15 protein-coding genes are annotated in these 15,885 nt (G+C 65.1%); 3 read left to right on the top strand and 12 right to left on the bottom strand.

Translation table 11 applies throughout. The features are described from left to right. Nucleotides 1-2: 2 nt before the first annotated feature. Nucleotides 3-2,441: a DEAD/DEAH box helicase gene (locus tag E4S61_RS11940; protein WP_135304163.1), complete on the top strand. Its 2,439-nt coding sequence runs from the start codon at nucleotides 3-5 to the stop codon at nucleotides 2,439-2,441. Between the two features lie 3 nt (nucleotides 2,442-2,444). Here the strand turns inward: E4S61_RS11940 and E4S61_RS11935 are convergent, their stop codons facing one another. Together E4S61_RS11935 and E4S61_RS11930 are read right to left on the bottom strand one after the other, a co-directional pair. Beyond that, entirely contained in the window at nucleotides 2,445-3,311 is an 867-nt protein-coding gene (locus E4S61_RS11935) for a mechanosensitive ion channel family protein (RefSeq protein ID WP_135304162.1), read from the bottom strand. Between the two features lie 229 nt (nucleotides 3,312-3,540). Next, complete coding sequence (locus E4S61_RS11930; RefSeq protein ID WP_135304161.1) at nucleotides 3,541-3,954, bottom strand: Lrp/AsnC family transcriptional regulator; 414 nt, start codon at nucleotides 3,952-3,954, stop codon at nucleotides 3,541-3,543. 102 nt (nucleotides 3,955-4,056) lie between these two features. On the opposite strand from E4S61_RS11930, the gene carA reads away from it, so the two are divergent. Further along, the gene (gene carA / locus E4S61_RS11925) at nucleotides 4,057-5,103 is read left to right on the top strand and encodes a glutamine-hydrolyzing carbamoyl-phosphate synthase small subunit (protein WP_135304160.1); all 1,047 of its coding nucleotides are present in this window, start codon (nucleotides 4,057-4,059) and stop codon (nucleotides 5,101-5,103) included. Between the two features lie 202 nt (nucleotides 5,104-5,305). Here the strand turns inward: carA and E4S61_RS11920 are convergent, their stop codons facing one another. The 9 genes from E4S61_RS11920 to E4S61_RS11880 all read right to left on the bottom strand — a co-directional run bounded on the left by E4S61_RS11920 (nucleotide 5,306) and on the right by E4S61_RS11880 (nucleotide 14,432). Beyond that, on the bottom strand, nucleotides 5,306-6,232 hold the full coding sequence (locus E4S61_RS11920) for a 2-dehydropantoate 2-reductase (protein ID WP_135304159.1): 927 nt from the start codon (nucleotides 6,230-6,232) through the stop codon (nucleotides 5,306-5,308). Between the two features lie 121 nt (nucleotides 6,233-6,353). Beyond that, nucleotides 6,354-9,605: a carbamoyl-phosphate synthase large subunit gene (carB, locus tag E4S61_RS11915; RefSeq protein WP_135304158.1), complete on the bottom strand. Its 3,252-nt coding sequence runs from the start codon at nucleotides 9,603-9,605 to the stop codon at nucleotides 6,354-6,356. A 131-nt stretch (nucleotides 9,606-9,736) separates the two neighbouring features. Next, entirely contained in the window at nucleotides 9,737-9,967 is a 231-nt protein-coding gene (locus E4S61_RS11910) for a hypothetical protein (RefSeq protein ID WP_135304157.1), read from the bottom strand. Between the two features lie 97 nt (nucleotides 9,968-10,064). Continuing rightward, a complete protein-coding gene (locus E4S61_RS11905) occupies nucleotides 10,065-10,826 on the bottom strand; it encodes a hypothetical protein (RefSeq protein ID WP_135304156.1) in 762 nt (253 codons plus the stop codon). A gap of 118 nt (nucleotides 10,827-10,944) precedes the next feature. Beyond that, nucleotides 10,945-11,481 carry a DUF5815 family protein gene (locus E4S61_RS11900; RefSeq protein ID WP_135304155.1) on the bottom strand — a complete coding sequence of 179 codons (537 nt, stop codon included), beginning with the start codon at nucleotides 11,479-11,481 and terminating at the stop codon, nucleotides 10,945-10,947. 59 nt (nucleotides 11,482-11,540) lie between these two features. Then, complete coding sequence (locus E4S61_RS11895) at nucleotides 11,541-12,323, bottom strand: hypothetical protein (protein ID WP_135304154.1); 783 nt, start codon at nucleotides 12,321-12,323, stop codon at nucleotides 11,541-11,543. 87 nt (nucleotides 12,324-12,410) lie between these two features. Beyond that, nucleotides 12,411-12,827: a DUF7124 domain-containing protein gene (locus E4S61_RS11890; protein WP_135304153.1), complete on the bottom strand. Its 417-nt coding sequence runs from the start codon at nucleotides 12,825-12,827 to the stop codon at nucleotides 12,411-12,413. A gap of 43 nt (nucleotides 12,828-12,870) precedes the next feature. Beyond that, nucleotides 12,871-13,092 carry a hypothetical protein gene (locus E4S61_RS11885; protein WP_135304152.1) on the bottom strand — a complete coding sequence of 74 codons (222 nt, stop codon included), beginning with the start codon at nucleotides 13,090-13,092 and terminating at the stop codon, nucleotides 12,871-12,873. A gap of 89 nt (nucleotides 13,093-13,181) precedes the next feature. Continuing rightward, nucleotides 13,182-14,432 (bottom strand): NAD(P)/FAD-dependent oxidoreductase, encoded by a 1,251-nt coding sequence (locus tag E4S61_RS11880; protein ID WP_135304151.1) that lies wholly within the window; start codon nucleotides 14,430-14,432, stop codon nucleotides 13,182-13,184. Between the two features lie 129 nt (nucleotides 14,433-14,561). On the opposite strand from E4S61_RS11880, the gene E4S61_RS11875 reads away from it, so the two are divergent. After that, nucleotides 14,562-15,158 (top strand): DUF6149 family protein, encoded by a 597-nt coding sequence (locus E4S61_RS11875; RefSeq protein ID WP_135304150.1) that lies wholly within the window; start codon nucleotides 14,562-14,564, stop codon nucleotides 15,156-15,158. A gap of 10 nt (nucleotides 15,159-15,168) precedes the next feature. Here the strand turns inward: E4S61_RS11875 and E4S61_RS11870 are convergent, their stop codons facing one another. Beyond that, nucleotides 15,169-15,771 (bottom strand): hypothetical protein, encoded by a 603-nt coding sequence (locus tag E4S61_RS11870; protein ID WP_135304149.1) that lies wholly within the window; start codon nucleotides 15,769-15,771, stop codon nucleotides 15,169-15,171. Nucleotides 15,772-15,885 lie beyond the last annotated feature (114 nt).

The raw sequence follows: 15,885 nt of genomic DNA, 5'->3' as shown, positions 1-15,885 counted from the left end.
CCGTGGACGACACCATCGCGTGGCTCCGAGAGCGGCCCTACTACGAGGGTCAGATCGCCGACGAGCGGACGGTCCCCGGCCGCGAAGCCACCGTCGCCGACACGTCCCTCGATTCGCGACTGGCCGGTGTACTAGCCGACGAGGGAATCACCGACCTCTACGCCCACCAGACGAAGGCCATCGACGCTGTCAGAGACGGTCAGAACGTCGTCCTCGCCACGGAGACGGCCAGTGGAAAGAGTCTGGCCTACACCGTTCCCGCCTTCGAGCGCGCGCTGGATAGGCGCGCGACGACGCTATACATCGCCCCGCAGGTCGCGCTCATCAACGACCAGACTGAGACGCTCTCCGAGTTGGCGCAGGGACTCGGATTCGCCTCGGGCGTCTCGGTCGCCCAGTACACCGGCCGGCAGTCCAAATCCGAGAAAGAAGCCATTCGAGAGCGACAGCCCACCGTTCTCCTGACGACGCCGGACATGCTCCATTATGGCATCCTCCCGCACGCTCACCGCCTCTGGGACTGGTTCGTCCAGCGCCTCGAAACCGTCGTCGTCGACGAGGTTCACGGCTACCGCGGCGTCTTCGGCAGCCACGTCTCGCTGGTCATGCGCCGACTCGCCAGAGTCGCCGAGCGCTTCGACAGCGACCCCGAATGGGTCTGCTGTTCGGCGACCATCGGTAACCCCGTCGAACATGCGGCGACGGTCACGAACCAGTCCGAATCGTCGTTCGCGCTCGTCGACGAAGATACGAGCGCGAGCGGCCCGCGCCACTGGCTGCTGTGGAATCCGCCGGAGTACGACGGTGTCTCCGCGAGCATCGCGAGCGCAGGCTCGTCGGACTCGTCCGACGGTGGGAAGGGGTGGGGCAGCGGCCGCCGGAAGTCCAGCCACGTCGAGGCCAAACGCCTGTTCGTGGACCTCGTCTCGCGGGGCCTCCAGACGGTCGTGTTCGCGGGGTCGCGCCAGACCGCCGAGCGCTACGCCAGCGACAGCGCCGACGAGTTGCGCGACCGAGGCGACCACGACCTCGCGGACGCCGTCGGCGCGTATCAGGCAGCGCTCACCGACGACCAGCGCCGTGACCTCGAAACCCGCCTCCAGTCCGGCGACCTCCGGGGAGTGTGGTCGACCAGCGCGCTCGAACTGGGCGTCGACGTGGGTGGACTAGACGCCGTCTTGCTCGACGGCTACCCCGGCACGCGGATGCGAGCGTTCCAGCAGGCCGGTCGTGCCGGGCGCGGCACCGACCCGGCGCTCGTCGTCCTCGTTGGCGGCGAGGACCAACTCGACCAGTACGTGCTCCGCAACCCGGCGACGCTGTTCGAGAAAGAAGCCGAGCGCGCCGTCACGAATCCCGAGAACGAGCAGTTGCTCCCCGACCACGTGCAGGCGGCCGCCGGCGAGAACTGGCTCTCGGCTGACGACGACCGGCACTTCGGCGCGACGTTCCCGGACGTGGTCGCCGACCTCGAATCGGCGAATAAACTCGACCGCCGGAGCACGGACAAGGGTGTTCGCTGGACCTCGAACGGGCGCCCCCATCACGACATGAGCCTCCGCACCGTCGACGACCGCGAGGTGAAACTGGTGGCGAAGGGCGACGTCATCGCCAAGCTTCCCTTCGAGGACGCCTTGCGCGACGCCCATCCGGGCGCGATCTACCACCACCAGGGGCGGCGCTACGAGGTGACCGACCTCGACCTCTCTACTGGGGTCGCCGAACTCGACCGGACGTGGGCGAACTACTACACGCGAGTCCTCCACGACAAGACCATCACCGTTGAGGCCGACTTACAGGAGCGCCCGCTGCCGACCCGCGAGGACGTGCCCGTCCGCTTCGCCTCGGTGACGATGCGAAAGCAGATTACGGGCTACGAACGGCGCGATGGCTCGTCCGGCGAGGTGCTAGGTCAGCGCCCGCTCGATTTGCCGGAGACGACCTTGGAGACGAAAGCGCTGTATCACACCGTGCCAGTGGACCTCGAAGACGAGATTCGACGCGGGGCGTATAGGGGTTCGTCCTCCGATGATAGGGCAGGCGATGTCGGCGGTTCCAGCGGGGCGGCAACCGCGGCGGGCGATTTCCCCGGCGCTATTCACGCCGCCGAGCACGCCATGATCTCGATGTTTCCCTTCGAATATCTCTGTGACCGCGGCGACATCGGCGGTCTCTCGACCCCACAGCACCCCCACACCGACGCGCCGACCATCTTCGTCTACGACGGCTACCCCGGCGGCATCGGCCTGACGCGGGCGGGCTATCACGATATCGGGTCACTGATGGACACCACGCTGTCGATGCTCCAGTCGTGCGGCTGCGAAAACGGCTGTCCGGCCTGCGTGCAGTCGCCTCACTGCGGCAACGCCAACGACCCGCTCTCGAAACACGGCGCGATTCATCTCCTCGACGGTCTGACCGGCAATAAACCGTCGCAGTGAGCGCTATCGATCAGTCCCGTTCTCCGGTCCCTCGACGGTCACGTCGCCGGACAGCTCGACGTTCTGCGGGTCGCTGAGGTCGATTCCCGCCGCCCGGCACGCCTCGTGGACACCACGAATAAAGGCCGAACGGACCTGTGATGCCCGATTCTTCCGCCTGACCGGAATCCAGAGGCGGGCGGTCAACACCACGGAACTGTCGGTCAGTTCACTGACTTCGACGCTCGGTTCCGGTTTCTCGGTGACGTGGTCGAGACTGCGGGCGACGTCGGTGATGACTGCCGCCACCTCGTCGATATCGGCCTCGTACGCGACGCCGAACTGATAGGCGATGCCGACCGGGTCCGTCGACGTGTGGTTCGTCACTGCGCTCGTCGCCAGTACGGTGTTGGGGACGACGATGCGCTCGTTGTTCGGCGTCCGCACCCGCGTCACCCGGAGGTCGATGTCGACGACGGTCCCGCGCTTGTCTTCCCACTCGATAGTGTCGCCGACGTTCAGGTCCGGGTCGGTGACGATGAACGCTCCCGAGACGAAGTTCCCGAGCACATCCTGTGCGGCGAGGCCGACCGCTATCGTGATGCCGGCCGCGATGAGCGTCGACCCGGCGAGACTTCCCCGGAAGCCAGCGACGCTCGCCGAGACGACGATAGTTATCACGACGACCGCCAGGTGCGTCGTACTCATCAGTGCGCTCTCGACTGTCCCGTCGAGCTTCGAGCGTGCGAGACTCCAGCGGACGCCCGGGACGACGAGCAGTCGGCCGACGGCGTAGAGCAAGAACGCGACGGCCAGAAACTGAGCGCCATCCTCCGCAAGTTGGACGTACGTCGAAGTGATATCGCCCGGAATGGGGCCAGAAAACTGCATACCCCCGTTATCGGCTGGGCAACAATGAATCTCGGGATGGCCGTTCAGCCGCTCCCTCTCTGCCCCTCTATTTCCGAGGAAGGTACTAGTGTTCCCTAACTCGCTCGTCCAGAATTAGCCTCACTCGGCGACTATCGGTTCGCTCGTCGATTCACTGACGTTCATCCGACTCGCTCGTCCAATATTAGCCTCACTCGGCGAATCCTCGGTACGCGTCGGTTCCCGTCGGTCAGCCGACGCGTTCGTCGAGGATTAGCCTTGTCTTCGTACTCACGACCTCGTCTAACTCTCGCGCACGCGTGATGAGTTCGTTGACGGCCCCCGTGTCGGCAGCGTCAACGACCACGACGATGTCTTCCTCACCGGACACTTGCCAGACGAAGTCGACCGTCGGCCACTCGGCGATGCGGTCGGTGACGGCCTCCGTATCGACGTTAACGTCGACGCCGACCTCGACCATCGATTTGACGTTCCCGGTGCGAGTGGCGATGGTAAAGCGCTCGATGACGCCGTCCTCGACGAGTCGCTCGACTCGGTTCCGGACGGTCCCCTCGGAGGTCCCGACTTGGTCTGCAATCTCCGTGTAGGGCGTGCGGGCATCCTGTCGGAGTATCGAGAGTATCTCGCTGTCCAGTTCGTCCATCGAGATGCGACCCTTCTCACCTCCCGAACTTGAGGATTACGAAAATCGTAACTCGACTTCGAAAGCAACCCTTATGAACCGGAATCTTGTACGCATCTCGTAATGACAGACGCATACGTAGCACTGGAAGGCGAACGCGTCATCGAGGCCCGCGCTCGCTCGCCCGGCACGACACGCGGCGAAATCGTCTTCACGACCGCTTACACCGGCTACGAGGAGAGTCTGACCGACCCCTCTTACGAGGAGCAGATTCTCACGTTCTCGTACCCGCTCATCGGCAACTACGGCGTCCGCGAGGAGCGCTTCGAGTCCGACCGCGTCCACCCCCGCGGGGCCGTCGCCCGCGAACTCACCGACGACGTGGCCGAGTGGCTCGAATCCGAAGGCGTGCCCGCTGTCGATCACCTCGACACGCGCGACATCGTCACCGAGATCCGCGACGAGGGGGCCATGAAGTGCGGCATCGCCGCCGGTCCCGACGCGACCGAGGAGGACGCGCTCGATGAACTGCGCCAGTGCAAGCACATGTCCGACCACACGGACATCGGCGCGCAGGTCTCCGTCGACGAGGTGGAGACGCACAACGCCGACGCCGACGGCGAGACCGTCGCGCTGGTCGACTGCGGCGCGAAAGGCTCCATCGTCGAGTCGCTGGTCGAGCGCGACGCCGCCGTTCACGTCTTCCCCTACGACGCCACCGAGGACGACGTGGCGGCCGTCGACCCCGACCTGCTGTTCATCTCGAACGGCCCGGGCGACCCCGAAAACTTCGAGCAGGCCGGTGAACTCGTCGAGACCTACGTCGGTGACGTGCCGCTCGCGGGCATCTGTCTCGGTCAGCAGGTCGTCGCCAACGCGCTGGGCGGCGAAACCTCGAAGATGGAGTTCGGCCACCGCGGCGTCAACCAGCCGGTGCGTGACCTCCGGACGAACCAGGTCGTGATGACGACCCAGAACCACGGCTACACCGTCGCCGAACCCGGCGACAAGCTCGACGTGACGCAGGTCAACGTCAACGACGATACCCCCGAGGGACTGGAGAACGACGACCTGAACATCATCACGCGCCAGTACCACCCCGAGGCCAACCCTGGCCCGCACGACTCGCTCGGCTTCTTCGACGACGTGCTCGGGATGGCGCAGGATTAGCGAGAGGCGCGCGTAGCGCGGCTCTCGGTAGTTCGAACGGGGAGCGCAGCGACCCGTGAGTAGCGAGGAACTGAACGAAGTGAAGTTCCTCGAAGAAGCGCAGCGGCGAACGAAGTGAGCCGCAAGCAGTAGCGAGGGGCGCGACTGCAAGGAGCGGCCCTCGATTTTAGCGAACGGCTGAACGGAGTGACGGCCCCTCGGTTCACCTATCCGCGAACCGCTCGGCCCACGGTCGGAGGACGGCCGTGACAGCCTCGTTCATCGGCACGTCTACGTCGGTCCCCTCGGCGTGGCGGACGACGGCGGCGTTCAGCCCATCGAGTTCCATCGCCTTCTCGTGTGTCAGGTCGTAGTGCAGCGAGGAGTACGAATCCGGATCGAGGTCTCGCGCGAACTCGACCCACTCCGCGGCGGTGTCGTCGGGAAGCGCCACGCCGTTCGCCCGGGCGACCGCACACACCTCCTCGACGATACGTCGATACATCCGCCACGACTCCTCGTGGGCGCGTATCTCGCCGACAGGCAGTCGCGTCGCGGCGGTCATCCCCGAGTGGGCACAGATGAACGCGAACTTCCGCCACAGTTCGACGTGGATGTCATCAGCGAGAACTGCCTCGATGCCCGCACAGGAGCGGAGAGCGCCGTCGAGCGTTTCGATACGGGCGGTGCGGGCGTCGTCCAGTTCGCCGTAGACGAACCGCGCTGGGCCGCCGGTGTGTTCGACGACGCCCGGTTCGGCGATGGTCGAGAAGATGTAGGCGACGCCGCCGACGACGCGGGACTCGCCTACCTCCTCGGCGAGCCATCGCTCGTTATCCACGCCGTTCTGGAACGAGACGACGGCGGTGTCGTCGCCGAGGAGCGGTTCGAGATCGGCGGCGGCCTCACGAGTGTCGTGTGACTTCACACAGAACAGCACGTAGTCGACGGCTCCGATTTCGCTCGGGTCGTCCGTCGCGGGCAGTTCGACCGCAGTATCGCCGGCGACGCTCTCGACGCGAAGTCCGTCGGCCCGAATCGCAGCGAGGTGGTCACCGCGCGCGACGAGGTGGACCTCGTGGCCGGCGTCGGCCAAGCGAGCGCCGAGATAACCGCCGATGCCGCCGGCTCCGAACACTGCGACGTTCATAGCGGGCACTAACGCCACCCAGAGGGGTAGCTGTTTGGTCGACCGAGACTGCGAGCAGTTGCGACAGGCCGGCAGGAACGGGCTCAGTTGGCCCGTTTCAGACGTGGCGCGAACCGTCGGGTTACTCGTCGCCCCAGTCGCGGGCTGTCTTCGGGCGCTCGCTGATGGCCTGGACGGACAGCGGTTGGTCGTCTGAGTTGATGGCCTCCAGCGCGGCCTCGGCGCTCTCAATGGTCGAGAAGTACGTCACAGTCTCCTCGACGCAGGCTTCGAGCACGTCGCGGTCACGGGAGACGACGAGGTCCACCTCGCCGTTCTGGATGGCCTCGATGACGGCGTCGGTGTCCTCGTAGTCGTCTAAGTCCTTCACGTCGAAGTGCTCCTCGTAGCCGAGGACAGGTAGGTCGACGATGGCGGTTCCGGAGAGCGGAATGGGCTTGCCGACGCTCATCTGGGCCTTCTGATAGGCCTTGCCGAACGATCCGGCCGTACCCATGACCTCGCCCGTGGACTTCATCTCCGGGCCGAGACGCGGGTCGGAGCCCGGCAGGCGGTCGAACGGCAGGACGACCTCCTTGACCGAGACCTGCTCGGGAATCTGCTCTTCGATGTCGAGTTCCGCCAGCGACGTACCGGCCATCACCTGCGCGGCGAGCTTGGCGATGGGGACGCCCGTCGTCTTCGAGATGAACGGGACTGTACGCGAGGAGCGCGGATTCGCCTCAAGCACGTAGACCTCGCCGTCACGCACCGCCAGTTGGACGTTCAGCAGGCCGACGGTGTCGAGCGCGTCGGCGATTTGCTCGGTGACTTCGCGGATCCGCGGCATCACGTCCTTGATCTCCTGGGAGCGGGGCGGAATCATACACGCCGAGTCGCCGGAGTGGACCCCGGCCGTCTCGACGTGTTCCATCACGCCGCCGATGAGCACGTCGTCCTCGTCGGCGACGGCGTCCACGTCTAGCTCCACCGCGTCGGCGAGGAACTCGTCGACGAGGATGGGCTTATCGGGCGAGACGCGAACCGCCTCCTCGATGTAGGTCTCTAAGTCGTCGTCGTTGTAGACGACATCCATCGCGCGGCCGCCGAGGACGTACGACGGACGGACGAGGACCGGATAGCCGATGTCGTGGGCTAGATCGAGGGCTTCCTCTTGGCTGGTGGCGGTGCCACCCTCGGCCTGTGCGATGCCGAGGTCGTCCATCAGCTGGTTGAAGCGGTCGCGGTCCTCCGCTAAGTCCATCGCCTCAACGCTCGTGCCGAGAACCTCACAGTCGAGGTCGCGGCGCTGGAGTTCGTCTTCCAGTGGTTCGCCGATGTCGACGGAGGTCTGGCCCCCGAACTGGACCATCACGCCGTCGGCACCGGTCGACTCGATCACGTCGGCGACTTCCTCGGCGGTGACCGGTTCGAAGAACAGGCCGTCGGAGGTGTCGTAGTCCGTCGAGACCGTCTCGGGGTTGTTGTTGACGACGTGGGCGTCGATACCCATCTCGCGCAGGGCGCGCACGGCGTGGACAGAACAGTAGTCGAACTCGACGCCCTGCCCGATGCGGATGGGGCCGCCGCCGACCACGACGACGCTCTCGACGTCGGGGTCGATCTGGAGTTCGTTGCGGTCGATGCCCGAGACCGGGTCACGCGTCGAGTAGTAGTACGGCGTCGTCGCCTCGAACTCGCCAGCGCAGGTGTCGACGAGTTTGTAGTCGCGGTGGGTCGTCTCGTCCTCGACGGTGTCGACCGTGACGCCGGAGCCGTCCGTGGCGGCCTCGACTTCGGCCTCGTCGCCGCCGTCGGCGTCGAGGCTGGCGGGGAGCCACGAGACGTGCGTGTCGTTGAACTCACCGCCGGCGAGTGCGGTAATCTCCTGGTCGGTGAAGCCGGCCTGTGCGGCCGTCTCGTAGTCGCCGTTCATCGCGGCTTCGGCGGCGTCGGCGACCTCCTGGAAGCGCTCGACGTACCACTCCTCGATGTCGGTCAGGTCGACGATCTCCTCGACGGTGTAGCCGCGCGTGAACGCCTCGAAGATGGCGTACGGGCGGTCAGGCGAGGCGCGGACGAGATATCCCGTTTCGAGTTCCTCGTCGTCGAGTTCCCCGAAGTCCACGGCGGGGTTGTACTCTGAGGAGCGAAGCGCCTTGAGCAAGCTCTCGGGGAACGTCCGGCCGATGGACATCGCCTCGCCGGTCGATTTCATCGCCGTCGAGAGTTCGAAATCCGTGTCGCGGAACTTGTCGATGGGCCAGCGCGGGACCTTGGTGACGACGTAGTCGATGGCGGGCTCGAACGCCGCGGTGGTCTCGCCGGTAATCTCGTTCGTGATTTCGTGGAGGCGCTTGCCCATGGCGACCTTCGCGGTCACGCGGGCGATGGGGTATCCCGTCGCCTTCGAGGCCAGTGCGGAGGAGCGAGAGACGCGCGGGTTCACCTCGACCACTCTGTATTCGCCGCCGGGCGTCCCGTCGTCGCGCCAGGCGTGCTGGATGTTACAGCCGCCCTCGATGCCGAGTTCGCGGATGACCTTCAGCGCGGAGTCGCGCATCTCCTGGTGACCCTCGTCGGGGATGACCTGCGAGGGCGTGACGACGGTGGATTCGCCGGTGTGGATGCCCATCGGGTCGATGTTCTCCATGTTACAGATGATGATACACGAGTCGTCGGCGTCGCGCATCACCTCGTACTCCAGTTCGACCCAGCCCTCGATGGACTCCGTAACCAGAACCTCGCCGTTGCGGGAGAGGCGAAGTCCCTTGCGGACGCGCTCGACGAGTTCGTCCATCTCGTCGACGACGCCGGACCCGGACCCACCGAGCGTGTAGGTGGTGCGGGCGATGACCGGTAGGCCGCCGACCTCGTCGACGGCGTCCTGTACGCGGTCACGAAGCGCTTCCTCGTCGAAGTCCGTAACGGACTCGTCCTCGTCGAGCGAGATGGTCGTCGACCGGGCCACCGGCTCGCCGATGTCCTCCATGCGCTGGCGGAAGAGGTCGCGGTCCTCCGTCGCGTAGATCGTGTCGAGTGGCGTGCCCATCACGTCCACGTCGTACTCTTCGAGGACGCCCTCCTCGGCGAGTTCGGCCGTGACGTTCAGGCCGGTCTGCCCGCCGAGTCCGGCGATAACGCCGTCGGGGTCCTCCTTGCGGATAATCTCCGTGATAGCCTCGGTGTTGATGGGTTCGAGGTATACCTTATCGGCCATCTCCGGGTCGGTCATGATGGTCGCCGGATTGGAGTTGACCAGAACCACGCGCGCGCCTTCCTCTTGGAGCGCCCGGCAGGCCTGTGCACCGGAGTAGTCGAACTCGGCGGCCTGTCCGATCTTTATCGGGCCACTCCCGATGAGCAGGATAGTGCGGTCTTCCTCGTCTGTCATTACCCGATTCGAACCCACACATCGTAATAAGCCCGGCGAAAAGATACGAGTCTCGAAGGTGGGTTTCGAATATCGTAATGCGACGGAGTCACACGGGAGACTGTCACGCGCCCGGGCGGCCGCGGGATCGCTTAGTTGCCGAGTTCGCTGACCTGGTAGCGATACGGCTGGTCTTCGATGACTTCGACTTCGCCCGTCTGCGCGCGGCGACCCAGTACCGTCGCCACGCGGTGGACGCTGTCGAAGTCCTCGTCGTGTTCGGCCAGCAAGTCCAGAATCTCCCGCGCCGTGAACGGCCCGTCGGCGTCGGCGTCGTTGAGCACAGCCCGGATGCGCTCGAACTCCCCCTGACGTATGGCCATAGAGTATTACAACACCCCAAACATCAAATAACACCGTCAGACAGCAGTCAGACGGCATTTTAGCGAAAATCGACGGACGACGAGCGCCCCGGCTCTGTCAGCCGTCGTCAGACATCACGGGTGTCACCGTCTCACGCTGGAAATCTTCGGGCCACCGCTGTTCGACCCACGCCGGTCGTTCGACGACCGTCTCATCGATGGCGCTGTACTCGAAGCGATAGCGCACGGAGACATCTTGATACGGGTCGAAATAGCGGACCGAGAACGTCCGTACCCACCCGCTCGACGTGACGGTGACCCGGACAGTGTAGTTGCGCACGCGATCGAAGGTTGCGGGCGCGTGATCGGCGACGACGATATACCCGCCCGCTAGCTGCCGCACGGCCACCGGACCGGCCGGGAGATACGTCTCGACGAGCCGCCCGGTGTGGTGGCCGAACCGTTCGCTCGCGGGGACCGACCGATTCCGACGGTACTGGATGCCCAGCGGTCGCCGATGGCGGCTGTACCGAACGTCGCCTTCGACGAAAAGGCGGTCGCTGTAGGCCCCGGTGGTCTGCGTGCTCAGGTAGCGATAGCGCCGCTCGTCTTCGACAGCGAGCCACGTCTCCCACTCCCGGTCGTCCGTCGTCCAGTTGACCGTGAGCGTGTACGAGCGGTTGTCGAGTGCGTCTCGATGTGCCTGTGCGAGGAGCGTGGGATTCACGCTGTCGTTCGCCAGCCCCGGGACGCCCGTGGCTCCCGGGTCCGCGTCAGGGACCGGCGCTGGCGTCACCGTCTCCGGCCGCTCGCTGGCGGCGAACCCGCTACAGCCGGCCAGCACGAATAGGGCCGCGAGAACGACCGAGCGCAGGCGCATTACCGACGGTTAGACTGCGAGATAGAAATACTCGCGGTGGGGAGACGGGCGCCACGCGGCCTCGCTTCGTCTCGCGGTTACCCGCTCGACATTCGAGAAACGTCTCCTCGGACACGACTCACACCGCAGAGTCGTGTCGGTCGTCGAAGTTTCGCTCGGCACGGTACTGCTCGACGAACGCTTCGACGTCGAACTCCAGCATCTGTGCCTCGAACTCCGACATCACGGCGTCGTCCTCGCTGTGGCTGACGGCGTGTTCCATCAGTTCGACGATGAGTTCTACGACGATCTCGTGGAGGCGACGGGAGTCGAAGTCGGTGACCCACGCCATCGAAAAGCCGACCGCGCCGTCGTCGGCGGCGTCGGCGACGGCCACTTGCTCGGGGAACTCCTCCATGACGACGCCCATCAGATGCGCCATCGTGAACTCGTCGTGGTCGTCGGCCGGTTCGACCGTCTCTGTGAGGATGTCGGCCAGAAACTCGGGGACGAAACGCGAGAGCGGGTGCGCGCCGAGGACGACGGCGTGCGTCTCGCCGCAGGCGCAGTCGAGCGCTCGAATCCCCATGTGGAGGTCGTCGTGCGTATCGATGACCTCGCCACAGGCGAGTTCGAGTTCGGACTCGCGTCCGCCGGGTACGCGCGGTTCTGCCATTGACGCGTCTAGGAGGGTCGCGGGATTAAAGGCCGCGATACGCCGCTACCCGACCGACGCTATACTTCGAACTCCGCTTCGGTCGCGGCGTCGGCCGTGGCCTGCTGGTAGGCGTCAGTGATGACGGCGATGCCGTAGACCGCGACCAACTGTCCGATAATCGTGTTGATAGCGAGCGTCACGACCGGCGAGAGCGGAATCGGAATGAGCGATAGTGGGAGCGTGACGACGATGCCTAAGAGGACGAGGACGACGAGCAGTCCCGTCACTGCGAGGGCGTCGTCGGTAACGATACTGACGCTGTTGCGAATGGACTCGATGACGCCGCTGTCGTTCAGTGCGATCTCTTGTCGGACGAACGTGAACAAGATGGCGGCGATGATACCGGGGATAACGAGAAAGACCGTCCCGATAGCGACGAGGATGCCAGTGAGGATGGCCGCGAGTATCGCGGTCAGCGCCGTCGACCCGAGCGCTCGCGTGGCATCACTGGGAAGCGGACTGCCCGCGTCGTCGGCGAACGCACGGATGGCGACGATTCGGAGTGCCTCGGCGATCAAGAATAGGACGAAAAGTCCTAGCAGTGCCACGGCGATGGAGGTTCCGAGCGACAGCGGCGCTTGCTCCAAGAAGGCCTGTCGGGCCTGCTCCAGTTGCGCTTGATTCTCAGGCGCAGTCGGGATGAAATCGAGCAGTCGCTCGTACAGCGCCACCGAGAACGTCTGGGAGAACACCGCGTTGGCGATCCCGAGGAGGATAAACACCGCGGTGAAGAGTGCACCCTTCTCGGACGCGAAGTCGTCGAAGCCGTTTCGGAGGGCCGCACCGATGCTGAGGGACATAAATAGATTCCCGACCGACTTCGTAATAAAACCAACTACTCGGACTCAAATATAACGATATTTGACATGACTCGCTGCCGGCGTCGCCTACGGCCAGTCGTCGCGTTCGTCGTCTTCGTTGGTCGTCGCCGCGGGGGCGTCGGGTTCGCCCAGTTCCCAGCCGGCGGCCTCGGCGGCCTGTTCGACCGGGAGATACTCCCAGCCGGCGGTCTCGGCCAGTTCGGCGTCGGCGTCCTCGGTGCCGACGAAGACGTGCCGGTCGGTGTCGAACTGCTCCTTGACGTTTTCGAGGCTCTCCTCGCGGCCGCGCGGGCCGGAGAAGAAGTCCTGTCGGATGCGATGCTTGCGCGTGAAATTCGTCACGACGTACGTGGGTTGATCGGAGATGACGCCGACGTACTCGGACCACTGGCGCGCGTCGTTGAACACGCTGTCAGGGTAGGCCAGTTCCCGCAGCGCGTCTAAGTCGAAGGCGAGCGTCATGTCGCCGCTGCCGCCATCCATACGCGTGACTCCGCTTTCTGCGGAAAAAAGGGCGTCGTTTTCACTATCGTCGATGGCGCTCTTGCTCGCCCAACAATTCAGCCTGTCGTTGCACGTCGGCCATCTCACGGGCCGCTTCGTGCCCGCTCTCGCCGTGACTCTCGTTCACCGAGGCGTCCAGACGAGAGCCGGTGAATCCGCTGTCCTCGCCATCGTCTACCTTGTCGTCGGCATCATCGCTGCGAGTCACGACGCCGACGAGCCAGTGGGCGAGCGCTCGAAGCATAGCCGGATAGACGGTGGCAAGGAGCAAAAAACTGCATGCCGATTACGTGATTGTCGCGCCGGAGCAGGAGGCTGTCGCGCTAGAGCCGGTTACTCCGCGGGCGCGGCCGTCTGGGCCTTCACTTCCTCTAGGTCGACGTCTTTCTCGACGAGGAGCTCCTTCTTGTCGGCGACCTGTCGCTCCTCGCGGATGAGCTGTTTGAACTTCGACTGTTGGGAGAGGTCGCCGATGAGCACGCCGCCGACCAACTGCCCGTTCTCGAAGGCGAGCCGACGCCACTCGGTGTCGGAGTACTTCTGCTCGATTTCGTCGTCGCCGCGGGTCGGGTGACCGAACGAGAGGAACGGGAAGTCGAAGTGGGTGATGGAGTACGAGGAGACCCAGCGGAAGGCTTCGGCCTCGTCGTCTGCGACCATGTTCGACCCGGCGACGGATCCCTGTTCCTTGGCCGATCCCCACGCGCCGTTTTGCGCCTGCGCGTTGAGGATGGTATCGTAGAACTTCGTGAGGTCGCCGGCGGCGTAAATATCCTCGACGTTCGTCTGCATGTACTCGTCGACGACCACGCCGTCGTCCAGTTCGAGCCCGGAGCCGGCGAGGAACTCGGTGTTGAAATCGAGGCCGATGGCGACGCCAGCCCACTCGCCGTCGTAGTGATTGCCGTCGGGGTCGACGGCACCCGTGACGTGGCCGTCGTCGTCGACTTCGAACTTGTTGACACCGGACTCGAAGACCGGTTCGACGCCGTTCTCGCGCAGGGCGTCGTGGATGATCTCCGCGCCGTCCTCCGAGAGCGCGTAGCGCCACCAGCGGTTGCCGCGCATGAGGAACTTGGCGTCGATCTCCTGGGCGGCACAGACGGCCGCGAGGTCGATACCGAGCAGACCGGCCCCCACGATGATACCAGTCTCGGACTCGGCGGCGTGTTCGCGGATGCCGCGGGCGTCCTGGAACGTCCAGAAGTGGTGGACGCCGTCGGCGTCGCTGTTCTCGACGGGAAGCTGGGCCGGTGTCCCGCCGGTGGCGACGAGGAGCTTGTCGTAGTGATAGGTGGTCCCGCTGTGGGTGTTGACCTCGTGCGCGTCGGGGTCGATGTCCGTGACGTGCGTGTTAAGTTCGAGGTCGATGTCGCGTTCCTCGTACCACTCGGGTTCGTGAATCGAGATCGGCGCTTCGGGGAGTTTCCCCTTGGCGAACTCCTTGATGAGGATACGGTTGTAGAGGGCTTCGCCCTCGTCGGTGATGATGGTGACGTCTGCGTCCGGGTCGTTTTCCCGAATTGTCTCGGCCGCGGAGGCACCCGCGATGCCGTCTCCGATAATCACGTGCGACGTGCTCATGTGCGGTAAATAGGAAATCGGGCTTAATGTGGATTGCTATCTCCGTATCGTTTGCGATAGCACAGGATAGCGTGGGGAAGCAACCGGGAGCAGGGCATTGAAGGCGTTCGCGCCCGCAGTTTGGATACGATGAAACTCCGTCAGAACGTCAAGCACTTCGCGGCCAAGCAGGCGCTGACGCTCCCGGTGGTCGGCCAGAAGGTCAACGACCGACTAGTCGACTTTCACGCGGACTACTTCGCCGAGAAGTCGGCCGAGGGGCGGGCGACGGAACGCCGGCCCCATCTGGCCGACTTCTTCGACGCGACGATGGACACCTACGTCGCGGCGCTCGACGCCGGGTACCCGGAGGCCGAGGCCCGCGAGATAACGCACGTCCAAGCCAACTTCGACTTCTACAATCACGGCTGGACGGAGATGATGGAGTTCCCGAGCGACGAACTGCAGGAACACTACGACCGCTACGCCGACTTCTTCGAGCGCCACGGCATCACCATCTCGGACCCGCTCGGCGCGTTCCGCCCGGGCGACGGTATCCGAGAGGCCCCCTCGACACCGGAGAAACTCGACGACCCCGAACACCCCCACGCCGAGGGTGGGTTCGCCGACGACGTGTACGTCGAGACCGACGACGGCGAGACGATCGTCGGCGGACAGGACGAACCCGCCGACGTCTCTGTTTCTGACGCGCCCGGCGTCGACGACGAGAGCGCGCGAAGCGACTGACGGCTTGCGTTCAGCGGTCCCCGGCGACGACGTCGAACAGTGCGAGACACTCCGAGTGCAGTCGGCTCTCCGCCCCGATGGTCTGTACCGCGAAGGCGTAGCTACCGGGTTCGAGCATCGCGTCGACCGACACCGCTCGCTCCGTCGAATCAACGCCGAGAACCCACGTAAACTGCCCGCCGGGGTCGAGCGTGACGAGTTGCGACGACGAGGGCGTGGTGGCGGCCGATGTCCATTCGCCGTCGGTCCACCGCTGGAGGTACCAGCTTTCGGTGAACACCGAGAGGTCGCCCGCCCCGCGCCATCGGAGCGTGAACCAGAGCGGACTGGCGAGGGACCCCCCAGTGAGCGTGACCACTGGCCGACTCGGCGTGAAGGTGAGGGGTGCCGTCTCCGACTGGGTGTGCGAACACACCGTCTGGTCGGTCCGCACGTCGAGCGTAGGGCATGCCCGGGCCTCGAACCGCTCCCAGTCCCGTCCCGCCGTCTCGGTCGCCGACGGCACTGGCGCTGGCGTCACCGGGTCGGAGCCAGTTCCCTCAGCGTCCGCTCCGAATCCGGTACACCCGCCGAAGAGCCCCGCGAACCCGGCGAGGAACGTCCGTCGGTGCATCGACTCGTCGTTCGGTCTCCGGTCACAAAAGTCCGGACGTCGGTGTCAGGACGTTCTAGCTATTCGGTGGCCCTGCGGGCCATGCTACTCGCGGGTCGCTCCGCTCCCCGCTCG

This window comes from Haloarcula amylovorans (genome assembly GCF_004681185.1).
GTDB lineage: Archaea > Halobacteriota > Halobacteria > Halobacteriales > Haloarculaceae > Haloarcula > Haloarcula amylovorans.
This window is presented reverse-complemented; position numbering and strand designations above follow the sequence as displayed.

What these genes read in the sequence shown, in the direction of transcription:
- E4S61_RS11935 (WP_135304162.1), bottom strand. Translation starts at nt 3,311, where the DNA reads ATGCAGTTTTCTGGCCCCATTCCGGGCGATATCACTTCGACGTACGTC.
- E4S61_RS11930 (WP_135304161.1), bottom strand. Translation starts at nt 3,954, where the DNA reads ATGGACGAACTGGACAGCGAGATACTCTCGATACTCCGACAGGATGCC.
- carA (WP_135304160.1), top strand. Translation starts at nt 4,057, where the DNA reads ATGACAGACGCATACGTAGCACTGGAAGGCGAACGCGTCATCGAGGCC.
- E4S61_RS11920 (WP_135304159.1), bottom strand. Translation starts at nt 6,232, where the DNA reads ATGAACGTCGCAGTGTTCGGAGCCGGCGGCATCGGCGGTTATCTCGGC.
- carB (WP_135304158.1), bottom strand. Translation starts at nt 9,605, where the DNA reads ATGACAGACGAGGAAGACCGCACTATCCTGCTCATCGGGAGTGGCCCG.
- E4S61_RS11910 (WP_135304157.1), bottom strand. Translation starts at nt 9,967, where the DNA reads ATGGCCATACGTCAGGGGGAGTTCGAGCGCATCCGGGCTGTGCTCAAC.
- E4S61_RS11905 (WP_135304156.1), bottom strand. Translation starts at nt 10,826, where the DNA reads ATGCGCCTGCGCTCGGTCGTTCTCGCGGCCCTATTCGTGCTGGCCGGC.
- E4S61_RS11900 (WP_135304155.1), bottom strand. Translation starts at nt 11,481, where the DNA reads ATGGCAGAACCGCGCGTACCCGGCGGACGCGAGTCCGAACTCGAACTC.
- E4S61_RS11895 (WP_135304154.1), bottom strand. Translation starts at nt 12,323, where the DNA reads ATGTCCCTCAGCATCGGTGCGGCCCTCCGAAACGGCTTCGACGACTTC.
- E4S61_RS11890 (WP_135304153.1), bottom strand. Translation starts at nt 12,827, where the DNA reads ATGGATGGCGGCAGCGGCGACATGACGCTCGCCTTCGACTTAGACGCG.
- E4S61_RS11885 (WP_135304152.1), bottom strand. Translation starts at nt 13,092, where the DNA reads ATGCTTCGAGCGCTCGCCCACTGGCTCGTCGGCGTCGTGACTCGCAGC.
- E4S61_RS11880 (WP_135304151.1), bottom strand. Translation starts at nt 14,432, where the DNA reads ATGAGCACGTCGCACGTGATTATCGGAGACGGCATCGCGGGTGCCTCC.
- E4S61_RS11875 (WP_135304150.1), top strand. Translation starts at nt 14,562, where the DNA reads ATGAAACTCCGTCAGAACGTCAAGCACTTCGCGGCCAAGCAGGCGCTG.
- E4S61_RS11870 (WP_135304149.1), bottom strand. Translation starts at nt 15,771, where the DNA reads ATGCACCGACGGACGTTCCTCGCCGGGTTCGCGGGGCTCTTCGGCGGG.